18 protein-coding genes, 1 tRNA gene and 3 pseudogenes are annotated in these 18,256 nt (G+C 49.2%); 11 read left to right on the top strand and 11 right to left on the bottom strand.

Going from position 1 to position 18,256, the window contains the following annotated elements; all coding sequences use genetic code 11:
- Positions 1-54: 54 nt before the first annotated feature.
- From KE671_RS02900 to KE671_RS23020, 4 genes and pseudogenes are all read right to left on the bottom strand, one after another.
- Positions 55-846 (bottom strand): carboxymuconolactone decarboxylase family protein, encoded by a 792-nt coding sequence (locus tag KE671_RS02900; protein ID WP_206161625.1) that lies wholly within the window; start codon positions 844-846, stop codon positions 55-57.
- A 27-nt stretch (positions 847-873) separates the two neighbouring features.
- Positions 874-1,224 (bottom strand): cyclophilin-like fold protein, encoded by a 351-nt coding sequence (locus KE671_RS02895; protein WP_206161624.1) that lies wholly within the window; start codon positions 1,222-1,224, stop codon positions 874-876.
- Between the two features lie 218 nt (positions 1,225-1,442).
- A complete protein-coding gene (locus KE671_RS02890; RefSeq protein ID WP_206161623.1) occupies positions 1,443-2,492 on the bottom strand; it encodes an NAD(P)-dependent alcohol dehydrogenase in 1,050 nt (349 codons plus the stop codon).
- Positions 2,493-2,857: 365 nt separating this feature from the next.
- Positions 2,858-2,944 (bottom strand): annotated as a pseudogene (locus KE671_RS23020) (LysR substrate-binding domain-containing protein); the annotation flags it as partial.
- Between KE671_RS23020 and KE671_RS23015 the strand changes: the two are divergent.
- Positions 2,923-3,222: an Lrp/AsnC family transcriptional regulator gene (locus tag KE671_RS23015; protein ID WP_432759323.1), complete on the top strand. Its 300-nt coding sequence runs from the start codon at positions 2,923-2,925 to the stop codon at positions 3,220-3,222. The pseudogene KE671_RS23020 and the gene KE671_RS23015 overlap by 22 nt on opposite strands.
- On the opposite strand, the gene KE671_RS02880 is transcribed toward KE671_RS23015, so the two are convergent.
- Positions 3,219-4,346: an MFS transporter gene (locus KE671_RS02880; protein ID WP_206161908.1), complete on the bottom strand. Its 1,128-nt coding sequence runs from the start codon at positions 4,344-4,346 to the stop codon at positions 3,219-3,221. The two genes, KE671_RS23015 and KE671_RS02880, sit on opposite strands and share 4 nt — an antisense overlap.
- 140 nt (positions 4,347-4,486) lie before the next feature.
- The gene (locus tag KE671_RS02875; RefSeq protein ID WP_206161907.1) at positions 4,487-5,545 is read right to left on the bottom strand and encodes an alpha/beta hydrolase; all 1,059 of its coding nucleotides are present in this window, start codon (positions 5,543-5,545) and stop codon (positions 4,487-4,489) included.
- A 245-nt stretch (positions 5,546-5,790) separates the two neighbouring features.
- Between KE671_RS02875 and KE671_RS02870 the strand changes: the two genes are divergently transcribed.
- On the top strand, positions 5,791-6,693 hold the full coding sequence (locus KE671_RS02870; RefSeq protein WP_206161906.1) for a LysR family transcriptional regulator: 903 nt from the start codon (positions 5,791-5,793) through the stop codon (positions 6,691-6,693).
- A 122-nt stretch (positions 6,694-6,815) separates the two neighbouring features.
- Here the strand turns inward: KE671_RS02870 and KE671_RS02865 are convergent, their stop codons facing one another.
- Positions 6,816-7,736, bottom strand: coding sequence for a hypothetical protein (locus KE671_RS02865; protein ID WP_206161622.1), 921 nt, complete (start codon positions 7,734-7,736; stop codon positions 6,816-6,818).
- A 243-nt stretch (positions 7,737-7,979) separates the two neighbouring features.
- Positions 7,980-8,459 carry a hypothetical protein gene (locus KE671_RS22765; protein ID WP_241029719.1) on the bottom strand — a complete coding sequence of 160 codons (480 nt, stop codon included), beginning with the start codon at positions 8,457-8,459 and terminating at the stop codon, positions 7,980-7,982.
- Positions 8,460-8,743: 284 nt separating this feature from the next.
- On the opposite strand from KE671_RS22765, the gene KE671_RS02860 reads away from it, so the two are divergent.
- Together KE671_RS02860 and KE671_RS02855 are read left to right on the top strand one after the other, a co-directional pair.
- Complete coding sequence (locus tag KE671_RS02860) at positions 8,744-9,595, top strand: aldo/keto reductase (RefSeq protein ID WP_206161621.1); 852 nt, start codon at positions 8,744-8,746, stop codon at positions 9,593-9,595.
- Positions 9,596-9,621: 26 nt separating this feature from the next.
- Complete coding sequence (locus KE671_RS02855; protein WP_206161620.1) at positions 9,622-10,611, top strand: aldo/keto reductase; 990 nt, start codon at positions 9,622-9,624, stop codon at positions 10,609-10,611.
- Positions 10,612-10,645: 34 nt separating this feature from the next.
- On the opposite strand, the gene KE671_RS02850 is transcribed toward KE671_RS02855, so the two are convergent.
- A complete protein-coding gene (locus KE671_RS02850) occupies positions 10,646-11,539 on the bottom strand; it encodes a LysR family transcriptional regulator (protein WP_206161619.1) in 894 nt (297 codons plus the stop codon).
- A 148-nt stretch (positions 11,540-11,687) separates the two neighbouring features.
- On the opposite strand from KE671_RS02850, the gene KE671_RS02845 reads away from it, so the two are divergent.
- The 7 genes and pseudogenes from KE671_RS02845 (at position 11,688) to KE671_RS02815 (ending at position 17,550) form a co-directional block, all read left to right on the top strand.
- Complete coding sequence (locus KE671_RS02845) at positions 11,688-12,461, top strand: SDR family oxidoreductase (protein WP_206161618.1); 774 nt, start codon at positions 11,688-11,690, stop codon at positions 12,459-12,461.
- Positions 12,462-12,601: 140 nt separating this feature from the next.
- Positions 12,602-12,853, top strand: coding sequence for a DUF1471 domain-containing protein (locus tag KE671_RS02840; protein ID WP_206161617.1), 252 nt, complete (start codon positions 12,602-12,604; stop codon positions 12,851-12,853).
- Positions 12,854-12,909: 56 nt separating this feature from the next.
- Positions 12,910-13,229, top strand: a pseudogene (locus KE671_RS02835) (helix-turn-helix domain-containing protein).
- Between the two features lie 377 nt (positions 13,230-13,606).
- Complete coding sequence (locus KE671_RS02830) at positions 13,607-14,527, top strand: helix-turn-helix transcriptional regulator (protein WP_206161616.1); 921 nt, start codon at positions 13,607-13,609, stop codon at positions 14,525-14,527.
- A gap of 38 nt (positions 14,528-14,565) precedes the next feature.
- Entirely contained in the window at positions 14,566-15,663 is a 1,098-nt protein-coding gene (locus KE671_RS02825; RefSeq protein ID WP_206161615.1) for a chemotaxis protein, read from the top strand.
- Between the two features lie 46 nt (positions 15,664-15,709).
- Positions 15,710-17,281, top strand: coding sequence for a cobalamin adenosyltransferase (locus tag KE671_RS02820; protein WP_206161614.1), 1,572 nt, complete (start codon positions 15,710-15,712; stop codon positions 17,279-17,281).
- Positions 17,278-17,550, top strand: a complete 273-nt coding sequence (locus tag KE671_RS02815; protein WP_206161613.1) for a YkgJ family cysteine cluster protein — start codon at positions 17,278-17,280, stop codon at positions 17,548-17,550. Before KE671_RS02820 ends, KE671_RS02815 begins: the two co-directional genes overlap by 4 nt.
- A 187-nt stretch (positions 17,551-17,737) precedes the next feature.
- Here the strand turns inward: KE671_RS02815 and KE671_RS02810 are convergent.
- Both KE671_RS02810 and KE671_RS02805 read right to left on the bottom strand, forming a co-directional pair.
- A pseudogene (locus tag KE671_RS02810) lies at positions 17,738-18,028 on the bottom strand (tyrosine-type recombinase/integrase); the annotation flags it as partial.
- A gap of 78 nt (positions 18,029-18,106) precedes the next feature.
- Positions 18,107-18,180: transfer RNA gene (locus KE671_RS02805), tRNA-Gly, on the bottom strand.
- Positions 18,181-18,256: the final 76 nt, after the last annotated feature.

The following is an 18,256-nucleotide window of genomic DNA, read 5'->3' as shown; positions in this document are numbered from 1 at the left end:
GGGAGAAAAAAGCCAGCATCTGTTCAGGTCCCGGCTTTTGCGAATCGTCATCCGTCAGGTGTGATTCCTGCCTGTAAATACCTCTTTAAATACAGGTAAGGCTGAGAAAATGTTTGGCCAGCCCGCCACAAAGGCCAGCTGTGTCAAGACCTCTGAGGCCTGAGTCTGGGTCAAACCATTATCCATCGCCCGATTAAGATGATACGGCACTTGCGCCACTTGCCCGGCGGTAACCAGTGCGCTAACCGTTACCAGGCTTCGGTCCCGTGGTGCCAGACCCGGCCGCAGCCACAGGTCAAGGAATAGTGCATCCGTGGTATATCTCACTACCCCCGGTGATACCTTGCCAAAGTTTGACTCAACCATCGTAGCACGTTGGTTTTCCGACGCTTTATCCAGAGGCAGGAAATCCACTTTATCCCCTGGCAAGGATGCCGTATCGATATGGCGGTGCGCAAAGACGTTGCGGGCAACCAGCGCCGCAGAGGTGGCGTTTGGCCAGCCAGCATAAAATGCCAGATGGGTAATAACCTCGGAGATTTCAGCGGGCTTCACGCCGCTATCCAGCGCCACGTTAAGGTAGTGCGGAAGCTCAGCCGTATCATTCCGACTGATGAGTGCTGCAATCGTGACCAGGCTTCGGTCGCGACGTGACAACTCCGGACGATTCCAGAGATCTTTTTCAATAAATCGTTCAGCATACGCAGCCATAGCGGGTGCGACTTCAGCAACGGCGCCATGTGTATCTTTTGATGTCATTTTCAAACTCCTGTTTTGCGTGGTTTGGGAAACGCATCCGCTCATCAATAACAGAGAAAGAATCGCCAGAAATGTTCTGCTTATCATTCATGTTCTCCCGCCGAGTGACGATGATTACCTCAACAGTTCAAATCTGGCGCTGTAGGTATCAGGGTGTACGGGCAATGCGTCCGGCTCATCTAATTGCCCAAGTTTTATTAAGCCAGGCACATAGCTATGAGATTTATAAAAAATAGCCAGATTTCCCCATGGGGCATAAAGGGTTATATCGCCTTTTTTTGCTGACGTTCCTTCAGGTGAACCTTCGGTGGTCAACCGGGAAGGCAAGTCACTTATTTTCTCTTCCCCTGCATAATCTTTGAGTTGCAACGTAAGCGGCAATAAGGCCGCAAACTCGCGGCTCACAGGAGAGTTATTCAAGGTAGCGGTAAGAGTTTTATCGTTAAGTATGATATTTATCTTCATTACGTCCCCCTCTGTATTTCGCGCGCTCGCCAGAGTCGAACACATGAATATAAGACCCAACATGACCGTTCCTGAAAATATGGAAAATACACGTTGGGTTTTTGAATAAATAAACATGAGGAGCCACTCGGACGATGTTAATTGCGACTGTTTTTAAAAAGACGCAGAGGTGTTGTGAAAGCGGTAGCAAACGCGCACTACCGCCTGTGTATTTGCGTTTATTCAGCGCTCAGCGAGGCCATATCAATGACGAAGCGGTGGGCCATGTCTCCCTGTGCAAGGCGAGCGAAAGCATCGTTGATCTGATCGATATTTATCATTTCGCACTCAGGATAGACATCGTGCTTCGCGCAGAAATCCAGGACTTCCTGGGTTTCCGCAATGCCGCCGATCAGCGAACCCGCAACGCGACGGCGTCCCATGATTAGAGGAACCGTGAGCGGTTCATCCATCAGACCAACCTGGCCGACAATGACTAACGAGCCATCAATATCTAATAACGGGGTATAGATATTCAGGTCATGCTTAACGGGTGCTGTATCAATAATTAAATCGAATGCACAGGCTGAATCCTGCAATGCCTGCGGATCGGAAGAAGGCAAAATGCCTTTCGCACCCAGCGCCTTTGCCTCTTCCTCTTTGTTCTTATTGCGGCTGATGACGGTCACCTCGGCCCCCATCGCCACGGCCAGCTTAACCGCCATATGGCCCAGACCGCCTAATCCGATCACGCCAACGCGACTTCCCGAACCCACATTCCAGGTACGCAGCGGAGAGAAGGTGGTGATACCAGCACAAAGGATCGGCGCGGTCTTTGCCAGGTCCATATTTTCCGGCACGCGCAGGACAAACTCTTCGCGTACGACAATATGTTTGGCGTATCCGCCCTGAGTGATTTCGCCGCTCAAGCGATCCGGTGCGCCATAGGTAGGAGTCATCCCGTTACGACAGAATTGCTCTTCGCCATGCTCACACTGATCGCAGTGCAGACAGCTATCCACCATGCAGCCAACGGCGACATGATCGCCTGGATGATATTTTTTAACATTCTGCCCCACGGACGTGACGACCCCCACAATTTCGTGCCCCGGGATCAATGGATAAGGCTGCGGGCCCCAGTCTCCATTGACCGTATGCAGGTCTGAGTGGCAAACGCCGCAGTAAAGAATTTCAATAGCGACATCGTTTTCACGTAAATCCCGACGCTCAAAATGATAAGGAACCAGTTTCGCGTCGGCAGCGTGCGCTGCATAACCAACCGTTTTCATTAATACCTCATATCGTGACGGGAAAATGGCGTTGTTTTAGTATGCAATCAGATAATTATGACAGATGAAGCCGTATCGCCTGTTAAAGACTGTTAATAACAACGCCCTTTTTCAGTTTCAGAATCAGTAAAGCCCCTGGTTAGCGCGTGCAATTATCTGGCAAGCAACGCGCCAATTAATGAAGGTGCCATATTCGATGCGAAGATTATTCGTCAAAACGATCATAAAGGTAACAACAACGACTTTCTTCGCACAACAGCACAATTGTGATATCAATAATGAACAAAATTAATAAATCGCAAAGATCACCATGAACATCTACGAGATTCGCCGCTCTGTACTTAACAGTGTGTTACTGATTTTTATCACGCCGTTCTGGCTATCAGAAAATCGATGAGCGCTTTCACTCTTTTGGTTTTACCCACGTTTTTTGGGGACCGTAGCGGTCCTGGATGGCTGCAAGCCGGGACGGTCGCTGTTAACGTTTCTGGTTATCGACACCAGTAGCTATCAAGCAACGCGCGCCCTTTTGCAGTTCACCAGCCGCAAGGAAGTGGAAGAGTTACACACCGTTGCCGGCGACGGCAGTGTCTTTATCAAAGTACGCGCCGCCGATACCGAATCGCTGGAAAATTTCCTTATGGAGATTCAGAGCCTTGAGGGCGTACGCTCCGTACGCAGCTATATTGCGCTTCCCACATTTCTGGAGCGCGGGCCCTCGCCGGATTAACGCGCACCGGCCTTCTGGCGTGCGGTAAAAAAGGTTAGTACGCACGCGCAGAGGAGCAGCACACTGCTCATGGCAAACGTGCTATGCCAACCAAGGTGGTCAAACACGATGCCTCCTGCCGTTGATCCAAGGGCGATGGAGAGCTGAATCACCGCGACCATGAGCCCGCCTCCGGCTTCAGCGTTGTCAGGCAACGTACGTGCAATCCATGTCCACCATCCGGTTGGCGCGGAGGTGGCCAGCATGCCCCATAACCCTAACAACAGAGAAACCGTCCAGACCTGATGCCCGGTCAGCATCAGGCCGATGGCAATGACGGCCATCAACCCAGGTATGGTCATCAGCGTGAGGTAGAATTTTCTGTTGAGGAATGTCGAGACGATCAATGTGCCAATAAAACCGGCTACACCGATAACCAGTAAAATCAACGATAAACCAGAAGCGTCAACCTGCGTCTCCGACTCCAGGAACGGGCGCACATAGGTAAATAGCGTAAACTGACCCATGAAAAACAGGCCACAGGCCAGCATGCCAACCGCAACCACGCAGCGGCTAAGTATGCGGAATACCGCTCCACGTGGCGTGTGGTTTTTATTAGCGTCCATACCAGGCAGGCTGATGCACTGCCAGATAAAGGCAACAACCGCGATGGGGACCAGGCACAAGAAAGCGCCTCGCCATCCGACTGTGGCCCCAAGATAGCTCCCCAGCGGTGCAGCCACTACCGTAGCCAACGCATTACCGGCGTTGAAAATCGCCAGCGCACGTGTGACCTGATGCTGCGGCACCAGACGAATCGCCGTTGCCGCAGACATCGACCAGAATCCGCCAATCGCAATACCAATCATCGCGCGACCGGCCATATACACCAGATAACTGGAAGCCAGCGCAATAATAAGCCCCGATACGGCCATCAGAAACGTCATTCCCAGCAGCAGAAACTTACGATTCATCTTTCCAGCCAGCGTTGAAAGCGTCAGGCTGGTCAGGACCGCCAACGCGCCAGAGATAGCAATTCCCTGTCCTGCCAACCCCTCCGTCACGCCCAGGTCACGGGCAATCGGCGTGAGCAGGCTGACGGGCATAAATTCAGAAGCAATCAGCACAAACACGCACAGGGTCATGGCAAAAATACCGCCCCAGTATGCGCGCTGATGATGAGGTGATGGTGTTTGGTTTAGCGTCGACATAGTGAAATTTCACAAGGTCAGGATAAAAGCCACCTGCCAGAGGCCGGTGGCTTTGCATCAATTCAGGAGAGGGTTTATTTCAGTTTGGTCTGGAAAAATTGTTCGAACTTCGCGAAAGGTATTTTTCCGGCAACGTTATCATACAGATCCACGTGATTTGCCCCAGGCACCACCACCAGCTCTTTGTCTTTACTGCCGACCGCCTTGAAAGCATCTTCAGCAAAATAGCGTGAATGCGCTTTCTCACCGGTCACAATCAGCGTCGGGATGGTGATTTCACTGGCGTAGCTCAGCAGCGGCATATTCATAAATGACAGCGGCATCGTTGCCGTCCACGCCCCGATAGAGTTAACGGAACGTTCGTGGAAGCCGCGCGGCATGCGATAGTAATCGAAGAACTCTTTCAGTACCGGATGCGGATTTGCCGGCAGCGTTTCTGGCAGAATGCGCTCGCCCGCGCTGACCTTGCCGTTGCTGTCGACATTAATATCATGACCACCGTGAGCGAACGTTCCGCTCTGCGCATCCTTCCAGCGCTGTTCATTCAGATACTGCAGAACAGCACGACGGTCGGCGGTGGAATAACGGTCTTTGCCATCACCCACGCCATGGCCCATCGCCCGGCTCATGTCGTACATCACGCTGGTGGCCACCGCTTTAACGCGGGTATCCATCGCGGCGTCGTTCAACGCCATGCCACCCCAGCCGCAAATACCGAGCAGCCCGATACGGTTGCGATCCACCTCTTTTTGCAGCCCTAAGAAATCCACGGCCGCGCTGAAATCTTCAGTGTTGATATCCGGAGAGGCGACGTTTCGCGGATAGCCGCCGCTTTCCCCGGTGTAAGAAGGATCGAACGCCAGGGTAACAAACCCTTGTTCCGCCAGCGTCTGCGCATACAGGCCGCTGGATTGCTCTTTCACCGCGCCGAATGGCCCGCTGACCGCAATCGCCGCCAGCTTGCGATCGCCACGATCTTTGGGCAGGTAAAGATCGCCCACTAAGGTGATGCCATATCGGTTCGGGAACGAGACTTTACGATGATCGACTTTCTGGCTCTCGGCGAAGGTCTTGTCCCATTTATCTGTCATGGATACAGGGGCGTTCGGATTGGTTGAATCAGCATAACACATTGTTGTGACTCCACTTAATGATGCAAATAACAGCATGGCCGGCATCGCGGTTTTTAGCGTTCGGGTGAAGGCTTTCATAAAAATCCCCATAAAAAACAACAGAGAGATACAGGTTTCCTGCGGACAACGCTACGGTGCTTTGTTTTGATGGGGTCATTATAGTGAGCAGAATTAGTGCTGATTAGAGGGCGATTACTGCTAAGATTAATACCATATTGTTATAAATTAGTGCTGAGCTTGCTGTCATTCAGGGGAATTATTCAATGGCGAAAAGGGAAAACTACAACGAGCTGTACCTGTTTATGCAGGTGGTGCGGGAAGGCAGTTTTACCGCGGCGGCTCAGCGGCTGGGGCTTGCTCAGTCCGGGGTAAGCCGTTCTGTTCGTGAGCTTGAAGAAAGGCTGGGCGTCCAGCTGCTGGTGCGCACCACGCGTAAACTGTCGCTAACGCAAGCAGGCGAGCAGCTCTACCAGAAGACGGCATCTGGATTTGATACGTTAGATCTTGGGCTTGCCACGCTGGCGCACTATCGAGAGACGCCCTCCGGCACGGTGCGTATCAATGCCAGCCAGCACGCGATTGATAAATGCCTGCTGCCAAAGCTTGCGGTATTTAAACAGCGCTATCCTGATATCAGGCTTGAACTGATGAATGAGAGCCGGTTCGTCGATATCATCGAGGAAAGATTCGATGCCGGCGTCCGTCTGGGGCCTGAAGTCGGCCAGGGCATGGTCGCAGTACGCATTACGCCCGATATGGAGATGGCGATTGTGGGTACTCCGGAACATTTTCGTCGCTATGGTTTTCCGCAAACCCCGACAGATTTAAAGACGCATCCCTGTATCGCCTATCAGTTTGCCGACGGCAGCGTATACCAGTGGGAACTCACTCAGGATGATAAAAAAATCACTCATCGGCCTGAAGGGCAATGGGCCCTATCCGACAGCTATATGGAAGCAGAGGCCGCCCGGCTGGGCCTCGGATTGGCCTATGTTCCTGTTGAACTGGTCGCCGATGATTTAGAACACGGTAAGCTTATCAGGGTGTTGCAGCGTTACAGCCTGCGAATGGAGGGATTGTTTCTCTATTACCCTCATCGCAACGTCTCCCCCGCCCTGCGGATGGTCATTGATACATTGAAAATCTGAACGTTAACAACGCCCGACTCTTCACTGTGCAAAATTGTGTCAGGTAGTCCCTCTGCTTTCAATTCCAGGGTCTGCTGAGAGCGAGAAGCGGACATTAAGATCCCCTGTTGATGTGTTCTGCTTTATTTTTCGCGAAAGAAAAAATGCACTTTCCCTTGCTGTAATGCAACGGCAGGCAAACCTTCATCATCATGAGGTGACAGGTAAATAACTACCCACGCAGGAAGATGGCTACTGACCTGTTGCATGAAGGCATAATTCATACGCTCATTTTCTGCATCAGAATGACCTGCGTTTTTATTAAATACCGAGCTGAGGGAACTTCCATTTAAACCATCGTGTCTTATGAAATAACTTTTCCCGGTCGCATTTGAACCTATGAACTCAGGAGTGCGGACAATTTTTTCTGCATCGTGGAAGCTTGTGAAAAAAGTACAGATCGGGGTATTCTTGCGGGCAGGGTCGAAATAATCATCCTTTGGAAGCTCACATCCTGCATCTTTATCTGCAAATTTAATGGTTAGATAGCGTGAAGCATTGGTTTGAAAAACGTATTTTCCTAACCAGTCGTTGTACCCCGCCCCCTTACGAACCCTAAATTCGCGTTTAGATTCATTTAGGGTCGCCAGGACAGCAGATTCTATTTTATCTGAGAGCACAAGTGAAGCCGCCTGGGGGGTGGTTGCCAGTTCGGTAGGGATCCAGGCAAGGATCCCATTTGATTGCCAATCTTCCACACTCATACCCGTGTCACGATGTTGCAGTAACGGGGTTAAGGGCAATGTCACTTCATTTAATTTAGTATTTCCCTCGACAGGGTAAGCGAAATTGTAATCCGTGCGGCTGTACATTTTACTTTGAGACTGGTTAACCAACGCGTCGCTATATGTGTCCATGCCGGATGCATTCATGATATTCCAGGCGATGCTATGTTCAGCGCGATAATTGTATGGTTTTTCAGATTGGTCACGAATGCCAGAGCAGGCCGTCAGTAGCAGCGTGGTACATACAATTGACAGTGACCTCGATAAAAAAATGTTCATCCATTCTTCCTGTTGTTTGATCCCGTGAAACCAGTATCGGCTATAGCCGCCAATAACGTTAATGTAAATCTTCATGGGTATATAACAAAGGGGGGTTTTTACAGGAAATATCTTGAAAAAATACAAATTGTGATGAACCTCCGCTTCTGGCACATTGCGTAAGGGCTAACGGCCCGCAGTAAGTGAGTAACGGATGTTTACTGCTGACAATGATCGCACCCAAGATAAGATAGGTGGTGTCACTCAATCTATCCAAGGTACAGGTTCACCAATATAAGTGTGTGTGCAGCAACGACATGTCACCTTAACGTCATTTCTCGTGATTGAAGGGTTTACCTGTTGCAGAATTCCATTCTCATCAACAAACAGACCTGGGTAGAAACTGCTTTCACCAATGCAGACTAAATCCCTTCGCTGATGCTCATGTAGCGCGACCAACCAGAATACCGGCTCGGTGGTATCAAGACGCCCACATACTTCGCTGAATATTTCATTCCACGGCTTGCCAATCTGTTTGATCAGAAAATAAAACAATGGTGTGTAGTCTCGGCCACGCTTCTGTCTGCTATGCATTGTCTCGCGCTTTACCAGTAGCTCATCTCCGACTATTTTGCGATTTCGTTCCCACCGATACTCAGCACCTGGATTATTAGAATGGTGCCGCGTCGTCGTGTTGACGCTGCGATATAGTTTACGGGACTTATTCTGTTGATGAATACGCATAGCTCGATCTCGTGCATCCTTTCATTTGTGGGTCAGTAGCCCCTTTTGAACCTAGATTCAATAGTGTGTGGTTGTATAAAAAACGGTCATACTTAAAGGCTGTCTCATTCTGCTCAAATATCGTCCTCCTGACAACTACCAAAGGGCCGCTCCTGGCACAAAGCCGACCGTCAGACCCTCTACATTAATGAACACATCTAATAAACCCTAGCTAATTGCCCTATCTAATCGAATAAATCAGCTTGCGTTATGCTTTTCCAACACAACAGCTGAAGGATAACGTCATGCAAACTGTAAAACTGAACAACGGGATTGAAATGCCCCTGCTGGGCTTTGGCGTGTTTCAGATGTCTGATGCCGCTGAATGCGAAAGAGCCGTTATTGATGCCATCGATACGGGATATCGCCTGATCGATACCGCCGCGTCTTACCAGAATGAAACCCAGGTCGGGAACGCACTGAAACAAAGCGGTATCGCCCGTAACGAGCTCTTTGTAACGACCAAACTTTGGCTACAGGATACCCATTACGAAGGCGCTAAAGCCCAGTTCGAACGTTCTCTGAATCGGCTGCAACTTGATTACGTCGACCTGTATCTGATTCACCAGCCTTATGGCGATGTCCATGGGGCATGGCGTGCAATGGAAGAACTGCAGCAGGCAGGCAAAATTCGTGCTATCGGCGTAAGCAACTTCCATCCTGACCGACTGGCCGACCTTATCGCCTTCAACAACGTGGCTCCTGCGGTAAACCAGATTGAGGTTAACCCCTTCAACCAGCAGTTGCATGCCGTTCCATGGAATCAAAGCCGTGGCATTAAGCCGGAAGCCTGGGCACCGTTTGCAGAGGGTAAAAATGGTCTGTTCCAGCATCCCGTGCTAACAGCAATTGGCCAGAAGTACGGTAAAAGCGTGGGCCAGGTTGTGCTGCGTTGGATCTTCCAGCGAGGCATCGTTTCACTGGCGAAATCGGTGCGCAAAGAACGCATGGCTGAGAACATCAATATTCTCGATTTTGAACTCAGCGCTGAAGATATGCTGCAGATTGCCGCTCTCGATACCGCTACCAGCGCCTTCTTCTCCCACCGTGACCCGGCGATGGTGGAATGGCTGACTGGCCGCAAACTGGATGTTTAAGTCGCGATATAAGAGGTATTCATTCAATGCAAAAACGTTATCTGGGTAAATCCCGACTCGAAGTCTCCGCACTTGGGCTCGGCTGCATGGGCTTAAGCCACGGCTATGGCCCGGCGACAGATACTCGTCAGGCTATCGAACTCATTCGCGCAGCGGTTGAACGTGGCGTCACCTTCTTCGATACCGCTGAAGTGTATGGCCCCTTTCTTAATGAAGAGGTGGTCGGTGAAGCCTTAAAACCGTTTCGTGACCGCGTGGTCATCGCCACTAAGTTTGGTTTTACTTTTGGCGACGACAACAAGCAGCAGATTTTAAACAGCCGTCCGGAGCATATCCGTAAAGCGGTGGAAGGATCATTACGCCGTCTTAAGACTGATGTCATTGATCTGCTGTATCAACATCGTGTCGACCCGGATGTCCCGATTGAAGATGTTGCGGGAACGGTGAAAGACCTGATCGATGAAGGCAAAGTTAAACATTTCGGTCTGTCCGAGGCGGGTGCACAAACCATTCGTCGTGCGCATGCCGTACAACCGGTCACTGCGCTGCAAAGCGAATACTCCATGTGGTGGCGCGAGCCTGAGCAGGAGATCCTGCCGTTGCTGGAGGAACTGGGCATCGGTTTCGTGCCTTTCAGCCCATTAGGCAAAGGCTTCCTGACGGGATCGATTAGGCCAGGAACCACTTTTGGGAAGGATGATTACAGAAGCCAAGTGCCGCGTTTCGCCGAGCAGGCGATTGAAACCAATGAAAAGCTGGTCTCATTGCTGGGTGAACTGGCGGCAGAGAAAGGCGTGACGTCGGCGCAAATCGCGCTTGCATGGTTGCTGGCACAAAAGCCGTGGATTGTGCCTATCCCTGGAACTACGAAACTGCACCGGCTGGAGGAAAACCTGGGGGCTGCCGACATCATTCTTTCGCAGGATGACTCACGGCAGATAACCCAGGCGCTTGAAACGATTAAAATCGTCGGCGAGCGTTACTCTCCTGAGCATCAGGCTCGCGTGGGCCGTTAACACTCGAACGGGCCCTCTGTGAATGGGGGACCCGTTATTCCTTGTAGCGAAGTGCATCGATCATCAGCGCAAAAGCGGGCGGATGCTGCTTGCGGTTCGGGTAGTAGAGGTAATATCCGGGGAAAGATGGACACCAGTCCTGCAGAATCTGAATAAGCTCTCCTGACTTTATATAATCCTGCACCCTGTCTTCAGGTATACAAGCGATGCCAAAACCGGATAAAGCAGCATCAATCCTTTCCTCCTGCAGATTAAACGTGACCTGCCCTTCCACTCTGACCCGTAACGGTTTCCCATCCTTCTCAAACTCCCAATGGTAAAGCCCACCGGCTGTCGGGAGGCGCATATTGATACACCGGTGATTTTGTAGCTCGTGCGGCGTTTCAGGTGCAGGATTTACAGCGAAATAAGACGGCGCTCCTACCACAGCCATTCTCATATCCGGCCCAATTCTTACCGCAATCATGTCCTTATCGACGCTTTCGCCAAGGCGGATCCCGGCATCAAAACGCCCCTCAACAATATTGACGAAGCCGTTATCGACTACCAGTTCGAGATTTATTTCGGGATATTCCCTGAGAAAGGGTTTTAGCTTCGGCCATACCAGACTTCGCGCGGCATGTTCCCCGGCAGATAAACGGATATTGCCGGAAGCGGTGCCGTTCAGCTGAACCAGCGATTCCAGTTCCTGTTCAAGATCGGCAATACGCGGTTCAAGGCAGGCAATTATTCTCTCACCGGCTTCCGTGGGGGCAACGCTTCGGGTCGTGCGGGTCAGAAGGCGGATATTCAGCCTTTCCTCCAGAGCCTTCATGGCATGGCTGAGTGCAGACTGAGAAACGCCCAGTTTGCCCGCTGCTTTGGTAAAACTTCGCTCCCTTGCCACCACAAGAAAGATTTGCAGTTCGTTGAAGTTTTCTTTGAGCATCGGCGATTTCCTTATGGAGGCATTCCCTTCACCTCACACTCATGAAGGGTGTTCATAGACACAATCATTTTAGCCCTATTACTGACAATAATGATAATTGATATTCTGACCGTATCGAAAATAAGTCTGAATTATCAGAAGGTTTATTATGAAAATACTCGTTGCAGGCGCGACAGGAAGTATTGGTCTTCATGTAGTGAATACCGCTATTGAAATGGGCCATCAGCCCGTCGCGCTGGTCAGAAATAAACGCAAAGTAAAATTGCTTCCTCGTGGAACAGATGTTTTTTACGGCGATGTTTCAATGCCTGAAACACTCACCGAATTACCGAAAGATATTGATGCCATCATCTTCACGCTCGGTTCCGATGGTCAGGGGCGTATTGGTGCCAGAGCAATAGATTACGGCGGCGTGCGTAATATTTTACGCCTATTCAGAGATACGCCTGTTCGCATCAGCTTAATGACCACAATTGGTGTGACTGAACGACTCAGCACCTGGAATCAACGTACTGAAGTTCATGACTGGAAAAGACGCGCCGAGCGTCTGGTAAGGGCCAGTGGTCATCCTTATACCATCGTTAGGCCCGGCTGGTTTGATTACAACAACGATGATGAACACAGAATTGTTATGCTTCAGGGGGATCGTCGCCACGCAGGGACACCGGAAGATGGTGTGATATCCCGGGAGCAAATCGCAGAGGTTCTGGTCAGTGCCCTGACCAACGACGAGGCAAAAAATAAAACGTTCGAGCTGGTAGCTGAGCGAGGCGGAGCACAGCAGGATCTTACCCCACTGTTTGCAGACCTGCAGACTGATGATCCACAAAAAAATGATGGGGTTTTAGACATAGACAATATGCCTCTGCGTGAAGAACCTGAGTGCATTATTAACGAGCTGAACCTATATTCAAAAAATTAACCAATCTACAACCCTGACAATTTTGTCATATAGCGGTCAGCCTCATGTCAGCTTAGGTCTGTATAATTGAATATACAGACGGGGTAATTCCCATAATACGAATCCAGTTTTAAACATAGATTTAAAAAGAGGTATTAGTTATGAAAACACTACTTATTGCTACATTGGTCATGGGGTTTATTTCAGTGAATGCCGCCTCTGCTGCTCAGGAAATTAATCAAGCCGATGGGAAAGAAAAGATGGGTGTCGTCTCAGCCAGCAATGCCTATACGCTTGATGATTTATCGAATGCGCTCTCTCGTAAGGCTGATGAGCAAGGAGCAACATCGTTCAAAATTCTGTCGACTACGGGAAATAACCGACTGCATGGGGTTGCGGAAATCTATAAGTAAATAATTAACATCCCAAACAAGAGGTGTCACAATCCTCTTATAGTGAGCATCGATTTATGTTCAGAACAGAAGACATCATCGATGAGATCACTCAATGGATTGATTCAAACTTACATAAACCGCTGAAGATAGAGGATGTTGCTGCGCAGGCAGGATACTCCAGGTGGCATCTTCAGCGGATTTTTGTACAGGTAAAAGAAGTTAGCCTTGGAACATATATTAGAGATAAAAAACTTAAACTTGCAGCTAAAGATCTTATCGCCTTTATATCTGGATTCGACTCACAACAGACTTTACTCGGTTTTTCTCTAAAAAATATAAATTGCCACCATTGAAATATAGAAACGCCGAAAAGAGAAAAAATATGAGCAGTTAAACGTTATCAGCCTTACGTAACATAGCCAAAATAATAATTTATTCCGGCATCAAAAGTTGACGGCCTTTTGGTCTGGAAGCGTCTTGTTCGGAACAAAACTCTGCCTGGTTTTTAACATACAATGTCTTGTAAGTATCTTCGATTACGTTGAAGTGTTCTGCCATCTTGATGGCGTTAGTCCTGAGGAGAGGACATGTCCACGGCCATGGAGTCAGTCCACTTAACACCACCTGTATATCTAAAACGATCTAATGTTGTTAACGATCAAAAAAATTGCCAGTATCCCTAAAAAAGTTGGCAAACCTGCCGATGAACTGACAGTCTATGTCAGCATTTCACATATAATCCATGTCAGGAAAACAGAAAAGTAGGTGCTTATGGCCAATTCAGCAAGGAGTTGCTCAGCGGGACGTTTAGTCGATATTCTGATAGAACTACAAACTTGTGGCACTGTGAATCGCTATCAGTTGATGAGGAAATTTAATATTACTGAACGAACGGTCTATCGTGATCTTAATATGCTTTCCTCATTTATAGAGGGGTGTGGTGGTGGAGAGTATCGATTGATACCTATTCGAGCTCAGAATAATCGCTACGATGCTCTTCATTACCCACTGGCTAAGTTGCTGGACGCCGACGCGGTTTTTCCTGACAGAGATGAGGATTTTTGGCTTAACTTAGAGAAAAGAGCTGCAGAACAGCATGTTAGAGTTCAGTTTGGTCGCCCTGAACATTCAGTCAGAAATGATTTGCGAAAGTATTTTAACTTATTAGAAAAAGCGATTCAGAAAAACAGCATCTGTCATATTTTATATAAAGACAAAACGCGCACCGTTCATCCTTATAAATTAGTTAACCAGAAAAATATTTGGTATCTGCAGGCGACTGAGGACGGAAAACTAAAGTCTTTTTCGTTAAGTAAAATTCGGTGGTTGGATATCCGGAAAGAGCATTTTGCTGTAGATATACCCACACTGTCATTAATTGATGAGCATCGCGATCCTTGGGTGAGTGAAGAGACGTTTGAGGTGCGGGTGCGTATTAAACACAGTATTGCTGGCTACTTCGCAAGACGAGACTTACTGCCTCAGCAAGAATTGGTTCGCGAAGAGAATGATGGCGTGACTTTGCTTTGCAAGGCCGCACATCAGAATCAAATTATTCCACTAATTCTATTCTGGTTACCGAATATAGAAATTCTGGAACCAGAATGGTTGAAAAAAACGGTCATCAACTTACTGCATAACTACATCACTGGCGATCGCGACTCCGTTCCTGTTCAGGAATGTGATGCGTAGCGGGTAACAACGACTTATTGCACAGGAGATTATTATCTATGGCATTACCATTCATTATTCTGGGCGTCGCGGCAGCGGCAACGGCGTTTGGCGGTAAAAAAGCTTATGATGGCTACCAGAAAAAATCGGAAGCTGATGATGTATTAGATCGCGCGCAGCGTCGCTTTGATAAGCATAAAGAGAGCTTTGATCTGGCAAATGAAACAACGTCGAAAAAACTGGCCGAACTGGGTGAAAAAGAGCTGGAAATCGGTAAAGATTTCAATGAGTTTAAAACGATTGCCGACGATCTGCTGGCGCGTATGGCGAAAGATGGGCATAAAGATCTTCGGCTGAAGGTACCACAGCATAACATCAATAAAATTCAGAACCTGGCGATTTCCGCCACGGAATACCTGACGACGGTCGTCGGTGCCGGGGTTTCTGGTGCTGCCGCTGGTTTTGCCGTGTACAGCGGCGTGATGGCGTTTGCCGCAGCTTCTACCGGTACGCCGATCGCCGCCCTGTCTGGTGCGGCGGCGTATAACGCTACAATGGCGGCGATTGGTGGTGGTTCCCTGGCCGCAGGTGGTTGGGGAATGGCGGGCGGCGCGATGGTGCTTGGCGGTGCAGTGGTGGCTCCGCTGATTGCTATTGCGGGCTGGGCTTACGATAGCCATGCCGAAAAGGCGCTTAACAATGCTTATCAAAGCTCCCGTGAAGTGACCGCGGCGGTGGAGAAAATGAATGCGGCTGAAGCGCAGCTGACGAAGGTGCAGCAGTATGTAAATAGCATTTATGAATCAATCACCCGTATGCATAGCGTCTTTATTCAGCACTACTTTGAGCCGCTGAAAGCGATGCATGCCATCATTGTTGAACGTCATGAGAAGAATATCACTAGCGAGATTAGTGAGTCGGAAGAGATCATGGCGATTATCGACCATGGTTATGAATTAGCCGCCATAATGACCGACGTGATCACCACGCCGTTGTTCAAGCCGGTGACGCAGGAAAACGGTGAAGCCGTTATCGAAGATGGCGTGATCCAACTGCAGACCGACAGCAACGGTATGAACCTGCTGAACAAAGAGATTCTGGACGAAAAACTGGCGGCTTCTGCTTCTGAGTTTGACGCATTTTCTTCTCGTATTTAATCAACTCGCCGGGCGAATCTGCCCGGTATTGCTATGGGCGAGCACAATGAACACAGCCAGGTTTGACTGGGGTGAAGAGTTACATCAGACGGTAGTCAAGAGTCTGACTACCTCTTTTGGGTTGGATTTTCTCTTGCTGGAGGATAAACACGGCGGCGATGTGAATACCATTCATAACGCTCGCGAGGGAGTGTATGCCTCCGATGCCGAGCGTCAACGGTACGAGCAACGCGAAGGGTATGATTCTCATCATTACCATAGCCACGAAAACTACATTGCCACCAACCGGGCGGGAAAAAAGGCGCACGAGGCCGGTACGTTGACCGATACCTACACTGGTGAGAAATTTGCGGCTAATGATAAAAAGAATCTCGACCATATTATTGCCGCCCATGAAATTCACAACGATCCAGGGCGTATCCTTGCCGAATGCGATGGTGCCGACCTGGCTAATGATTCATCAAATCTGACCTTCACGAATGAGTCGCTGAATAAGGCGAAGAAGGCGAAAACGATGGATGCCTTCGTGCAAACGCTACAAGAACAGCATGCTGTGACCACGCAGGAAATTGCCCGTTTGCGCAGCCAGCCAACGCTTTCCGAGCAAGAGCAAAAACAACTGAATAAGCTGGAAAATAAAGCAGCCGCCGATTTTGAACGGATGAAAGAGGCTGACAAAAAGGCGCGGGAAAAATACAACAGTACGATCAATCAGGAATATTACACCAGCAGCAAGTTTGCGAAGAATGTCGCCACTGCCACAATGAACAATGCATTTCGCATGGGAACACGGCAGATGTTGGGGCTGGTTCTGGCAGAGACCTGGTTTGAGTTCCACGAGCGTATTCCCGTGATGTTCGAGAAGCATCGTCGTTCATTCGATGCCGGAGACTTCCTGCAAGATGCTGCGGAGGCATTACGCGCAGTCTGGCAGCGAGTGCAGTGTAAATTCAGCACTTTCCTGACGTCCTTTAAAGACGGTGCCATCGGTGGCGTGCTCTCCAGCATTACGACGACGCTCTTCAATATCTTCTTTACGACTAAGAAGATGATGGTGCGCCTGATTCGTGAGATGTGGAACAATTTGGTACAGGCCTTTAAAGTTATGGTCTTTAACCCTGAGGGGTTAGCGCCGGGGCAGCTAGCTAAAGCGGTGAGCAAGCTGGTGGCTGCGGGTGTGGCCGTGGCTGCTGGTGTGGTGGTTAACGAAGCTTTAGCCAAGATGCTCGTCTTTCCTTTTGGTCCGGAACTGGCGGCTTTCTGCGGCGCGCTGGCGACCGGTATTCTGACGCTGGTGATGAACTACTTCCTTGAACACAGCGCATTGATGAAAAAGGTCTGGGCGTTTCTGGATACGTTTAAAGATAAGCATCAGAAAGCACTAGAGTATTATCAGCAGGTGAATGCTGAACTCGATCGTTATCTATTGGAGCTTTCGGCGTTAGAGTTTGCTATTGATACGTCTGCGCTATCGCGTTTCTCGCTGCATCTTAACGCGGTGAATAGTGAAATTGAGCGCGGTTTGTTGCTGCATGCAGAGGTTGAGCGCCGTAATATTGCGCTACCGTTTGAAGCAGGGAATACCCGCTCTGTGCGTAGCTGGTTAAGTAAGCTATGACGCTAACGCCCGCGTTTCCCTGTAACCAGTGCGGCGCTTGTTGTCGCCACGTCAATCGCGCCAGTGTAACGCAATTTCTCGATCGTGGTGACGGCATTTGTCGTCACTATCAGATGGAGACAAAGCTGTGCGCGATTTATGAAACACGTCCGCTAATTTGTCAGGTAGAAAAACAATATCAGCTTAACTACCAACAGCAATATAGCTGGCAGGAATTCATTACTCTTAATCGTGGAGCTTGTTTAATTCTAGAAAAACTTGAGCAGTAGGATGGACTGATCCCATGACCGTAGTCACGACTAGGCCAGTTTGAAAGCCTTTGGACTGATGCTGCCGTTGTTTTGACCACTTGAACCCGAATCAAAGAGCAGAATCTAAAGTAAATCACTTCGGAGACAAAAAAACACACCAAATAATAGCTGTCTAGATTTATAGATGGCTATTGCATTGTTGTATTTACCCCGCAACACGCCTATTCACTACAGCTTCTCTCATCCTTAGCTCATCAATAAAATCCCCATACCACTGCATCATTTCCCTTCTTCCTTACAGATATTGCGCATGGTTGTAAGTACCACGGATCGCGTTCATATCGACATGTGCAAGCTGCGTTTCAATCCACGCTGAGTTAAAGCCCTGCTCGTGCAGAATGGTGCTCATCGTGTGCCTAAAACCATGCCCTGTAACACGCCCGGCATAACCGATACGCCTGACTAACACAGTCAACGCCATATCACTTATAGGTTTCTATAGACTAATAGAATGCTATAACTGCTGATTTATCAAGGGAAAATTGAGTTTGGTAGACTTCAGGTGAGTTGAGTCTGGAGCGGGCGAAGGGAATCGAACCCTCGTATAGAGCTTGGGAAGCTCTCGTTCTACCATTGAACTACGCCCGCTTTGAAGTGCGTAAGGCATTATAAACTTTACGCTCTTGTTGGCAAGGGACAGACTTGCTGACTGGCGATTAATTCG

Source organism: Citrobacter amalonaticus, from assembly GCF_018252635.1.
GTDB classification, from domain to species: Bacteria; Pseudomonadota; Gammaproteobacteria; order Enterobacterales; family Enterobacteriaceae; genus Citrobacter_A; species Citrobacter_A amalonaticus_E.
The sequence above is the reverse complement of the archived record's forward strand: the minus strand, read 5'-3'. Positions and strand labels throughout refer to the sequence as shown.

What these genes read in the sequence shown, in the direction of transcription:
- KE671_RS02900 (WP_206161625.1), bottom strand. Translation starts at nt 846, where the DNA reads ATGATAAGCAGAACATTTCTGGCGATTCTTTCTCTGTTATTGATGAGC.
- KE671_RS02860 (WP_206161621.1), top strand. Translation starts at nt 8,744, where the DNA reads ATGCAAACTGTAAAACTGAACAACGGGATTGAAATGCCCCTGCTGGGC.
- KE671_RS02875 (WP_206161907.1), bottom strand. Translation starts at nt 5,545, where the DNA reads ATGTGTTATGCTGATTCAACCAATCCGAACGCCCCTGTATCCATGACA.
- KE671_RS02825 (WP_206161615.1), top strand. Translation starts at nt 14,566, where the DNA reads ATGGCATTACCATTCATTATTCTGGGCGTCGCGGCAGCGGCAACGGCG.
- KE671_RS02830 (WP_206161616.1), top strand. Translation starts at nt 13,607, where the DNA reads ATGGCCAATTCAGCAAGGAGTTGCTCAGCGGGACGTTTAGTCGATATT.
- KE671_RS02820 (WP_206161614.1), top strand. Translation starts at nt 15,710, where the DNA reads ATGAACACAGCCAGGTTTGACTGGGGTGAAGAGTTACATCAGACGGTA.
- KE671_RS02815 (WP_206161613.1), top strand. Translation starts at nt 17,278, where the DNA reads ATGACGCTAACGCCCGCGTTTCCCTGTAACCAGTGCGGCGCTTGTTGT.
- KE671_RS02890 (WP_206161623.1), bottom strand. Translation starts at nt 2,492, where the DNA reads ATGAAAACGGTTGGTTATGCAGCGCACGCTGCCGACGCGAAACTGGTT.
- KE671_RS02865 (WP_206161622.1), bottom strand. Translation starts at nt 7,736, where the DNA reads ATGAACATTTTTTTATCGAGGTCACTGTCAATTGTATGTACCACGCTG.
- KE671_RS02845 (WP_206161618.1), top strand. Translation starts at nt 11,688, where the DNA reads ATGAAAATACTCGTTGCAGGCGCGACAGGAAGTATTGGTCTTCATGTA.
- KE671_RS22765 (WP_241029719.1), bottom strand. Translation starts at nt 8,459, where the DNA reads ATGCGTATTCATCAACAGAATAAGTCCCGTAAACTATATCGCAGCGTC.
- KE671_RS02855 (WP_206161620.1), top strand. Translation starts at nt 9,622, where the DNA reads ATGCAAAAACGTTATCTGGGTAAATCCCGACTCGAAGTCTCCGCACTT.
- KE671_RS02880 (WP_206161908.1), bottom strand. Translation starts at nt 4,346, where the DNA reads ATGACCCTGTGCGTGTTTGTGCTGATTGCTTCTGAATTTATGCCCGTC.
- KE671_RS02840 (WP_206161617.1), top strand. Translation starts at nt 12,602, where the DNA reads ATGAAAACACTACTTATTGCTACATTGGTCATGGGGTTTATTTCAGTG.
- KE671_RS02895 (WP_206161624.1), bottom strand. Translation starts at nt 1,224, where the DNA reads ATGAAGATAAATATCATACTTAACGATAAAACTCTTACCGCTACCTTG.
- KE671_RS02850 (WP_206161619.1), bottom strand. Translation starts at nt 11,539, where the DNA reads ATGCTCAAAGAAAACTTCAACGAACTGCAAATCTTTCTTGTGGTGGCA.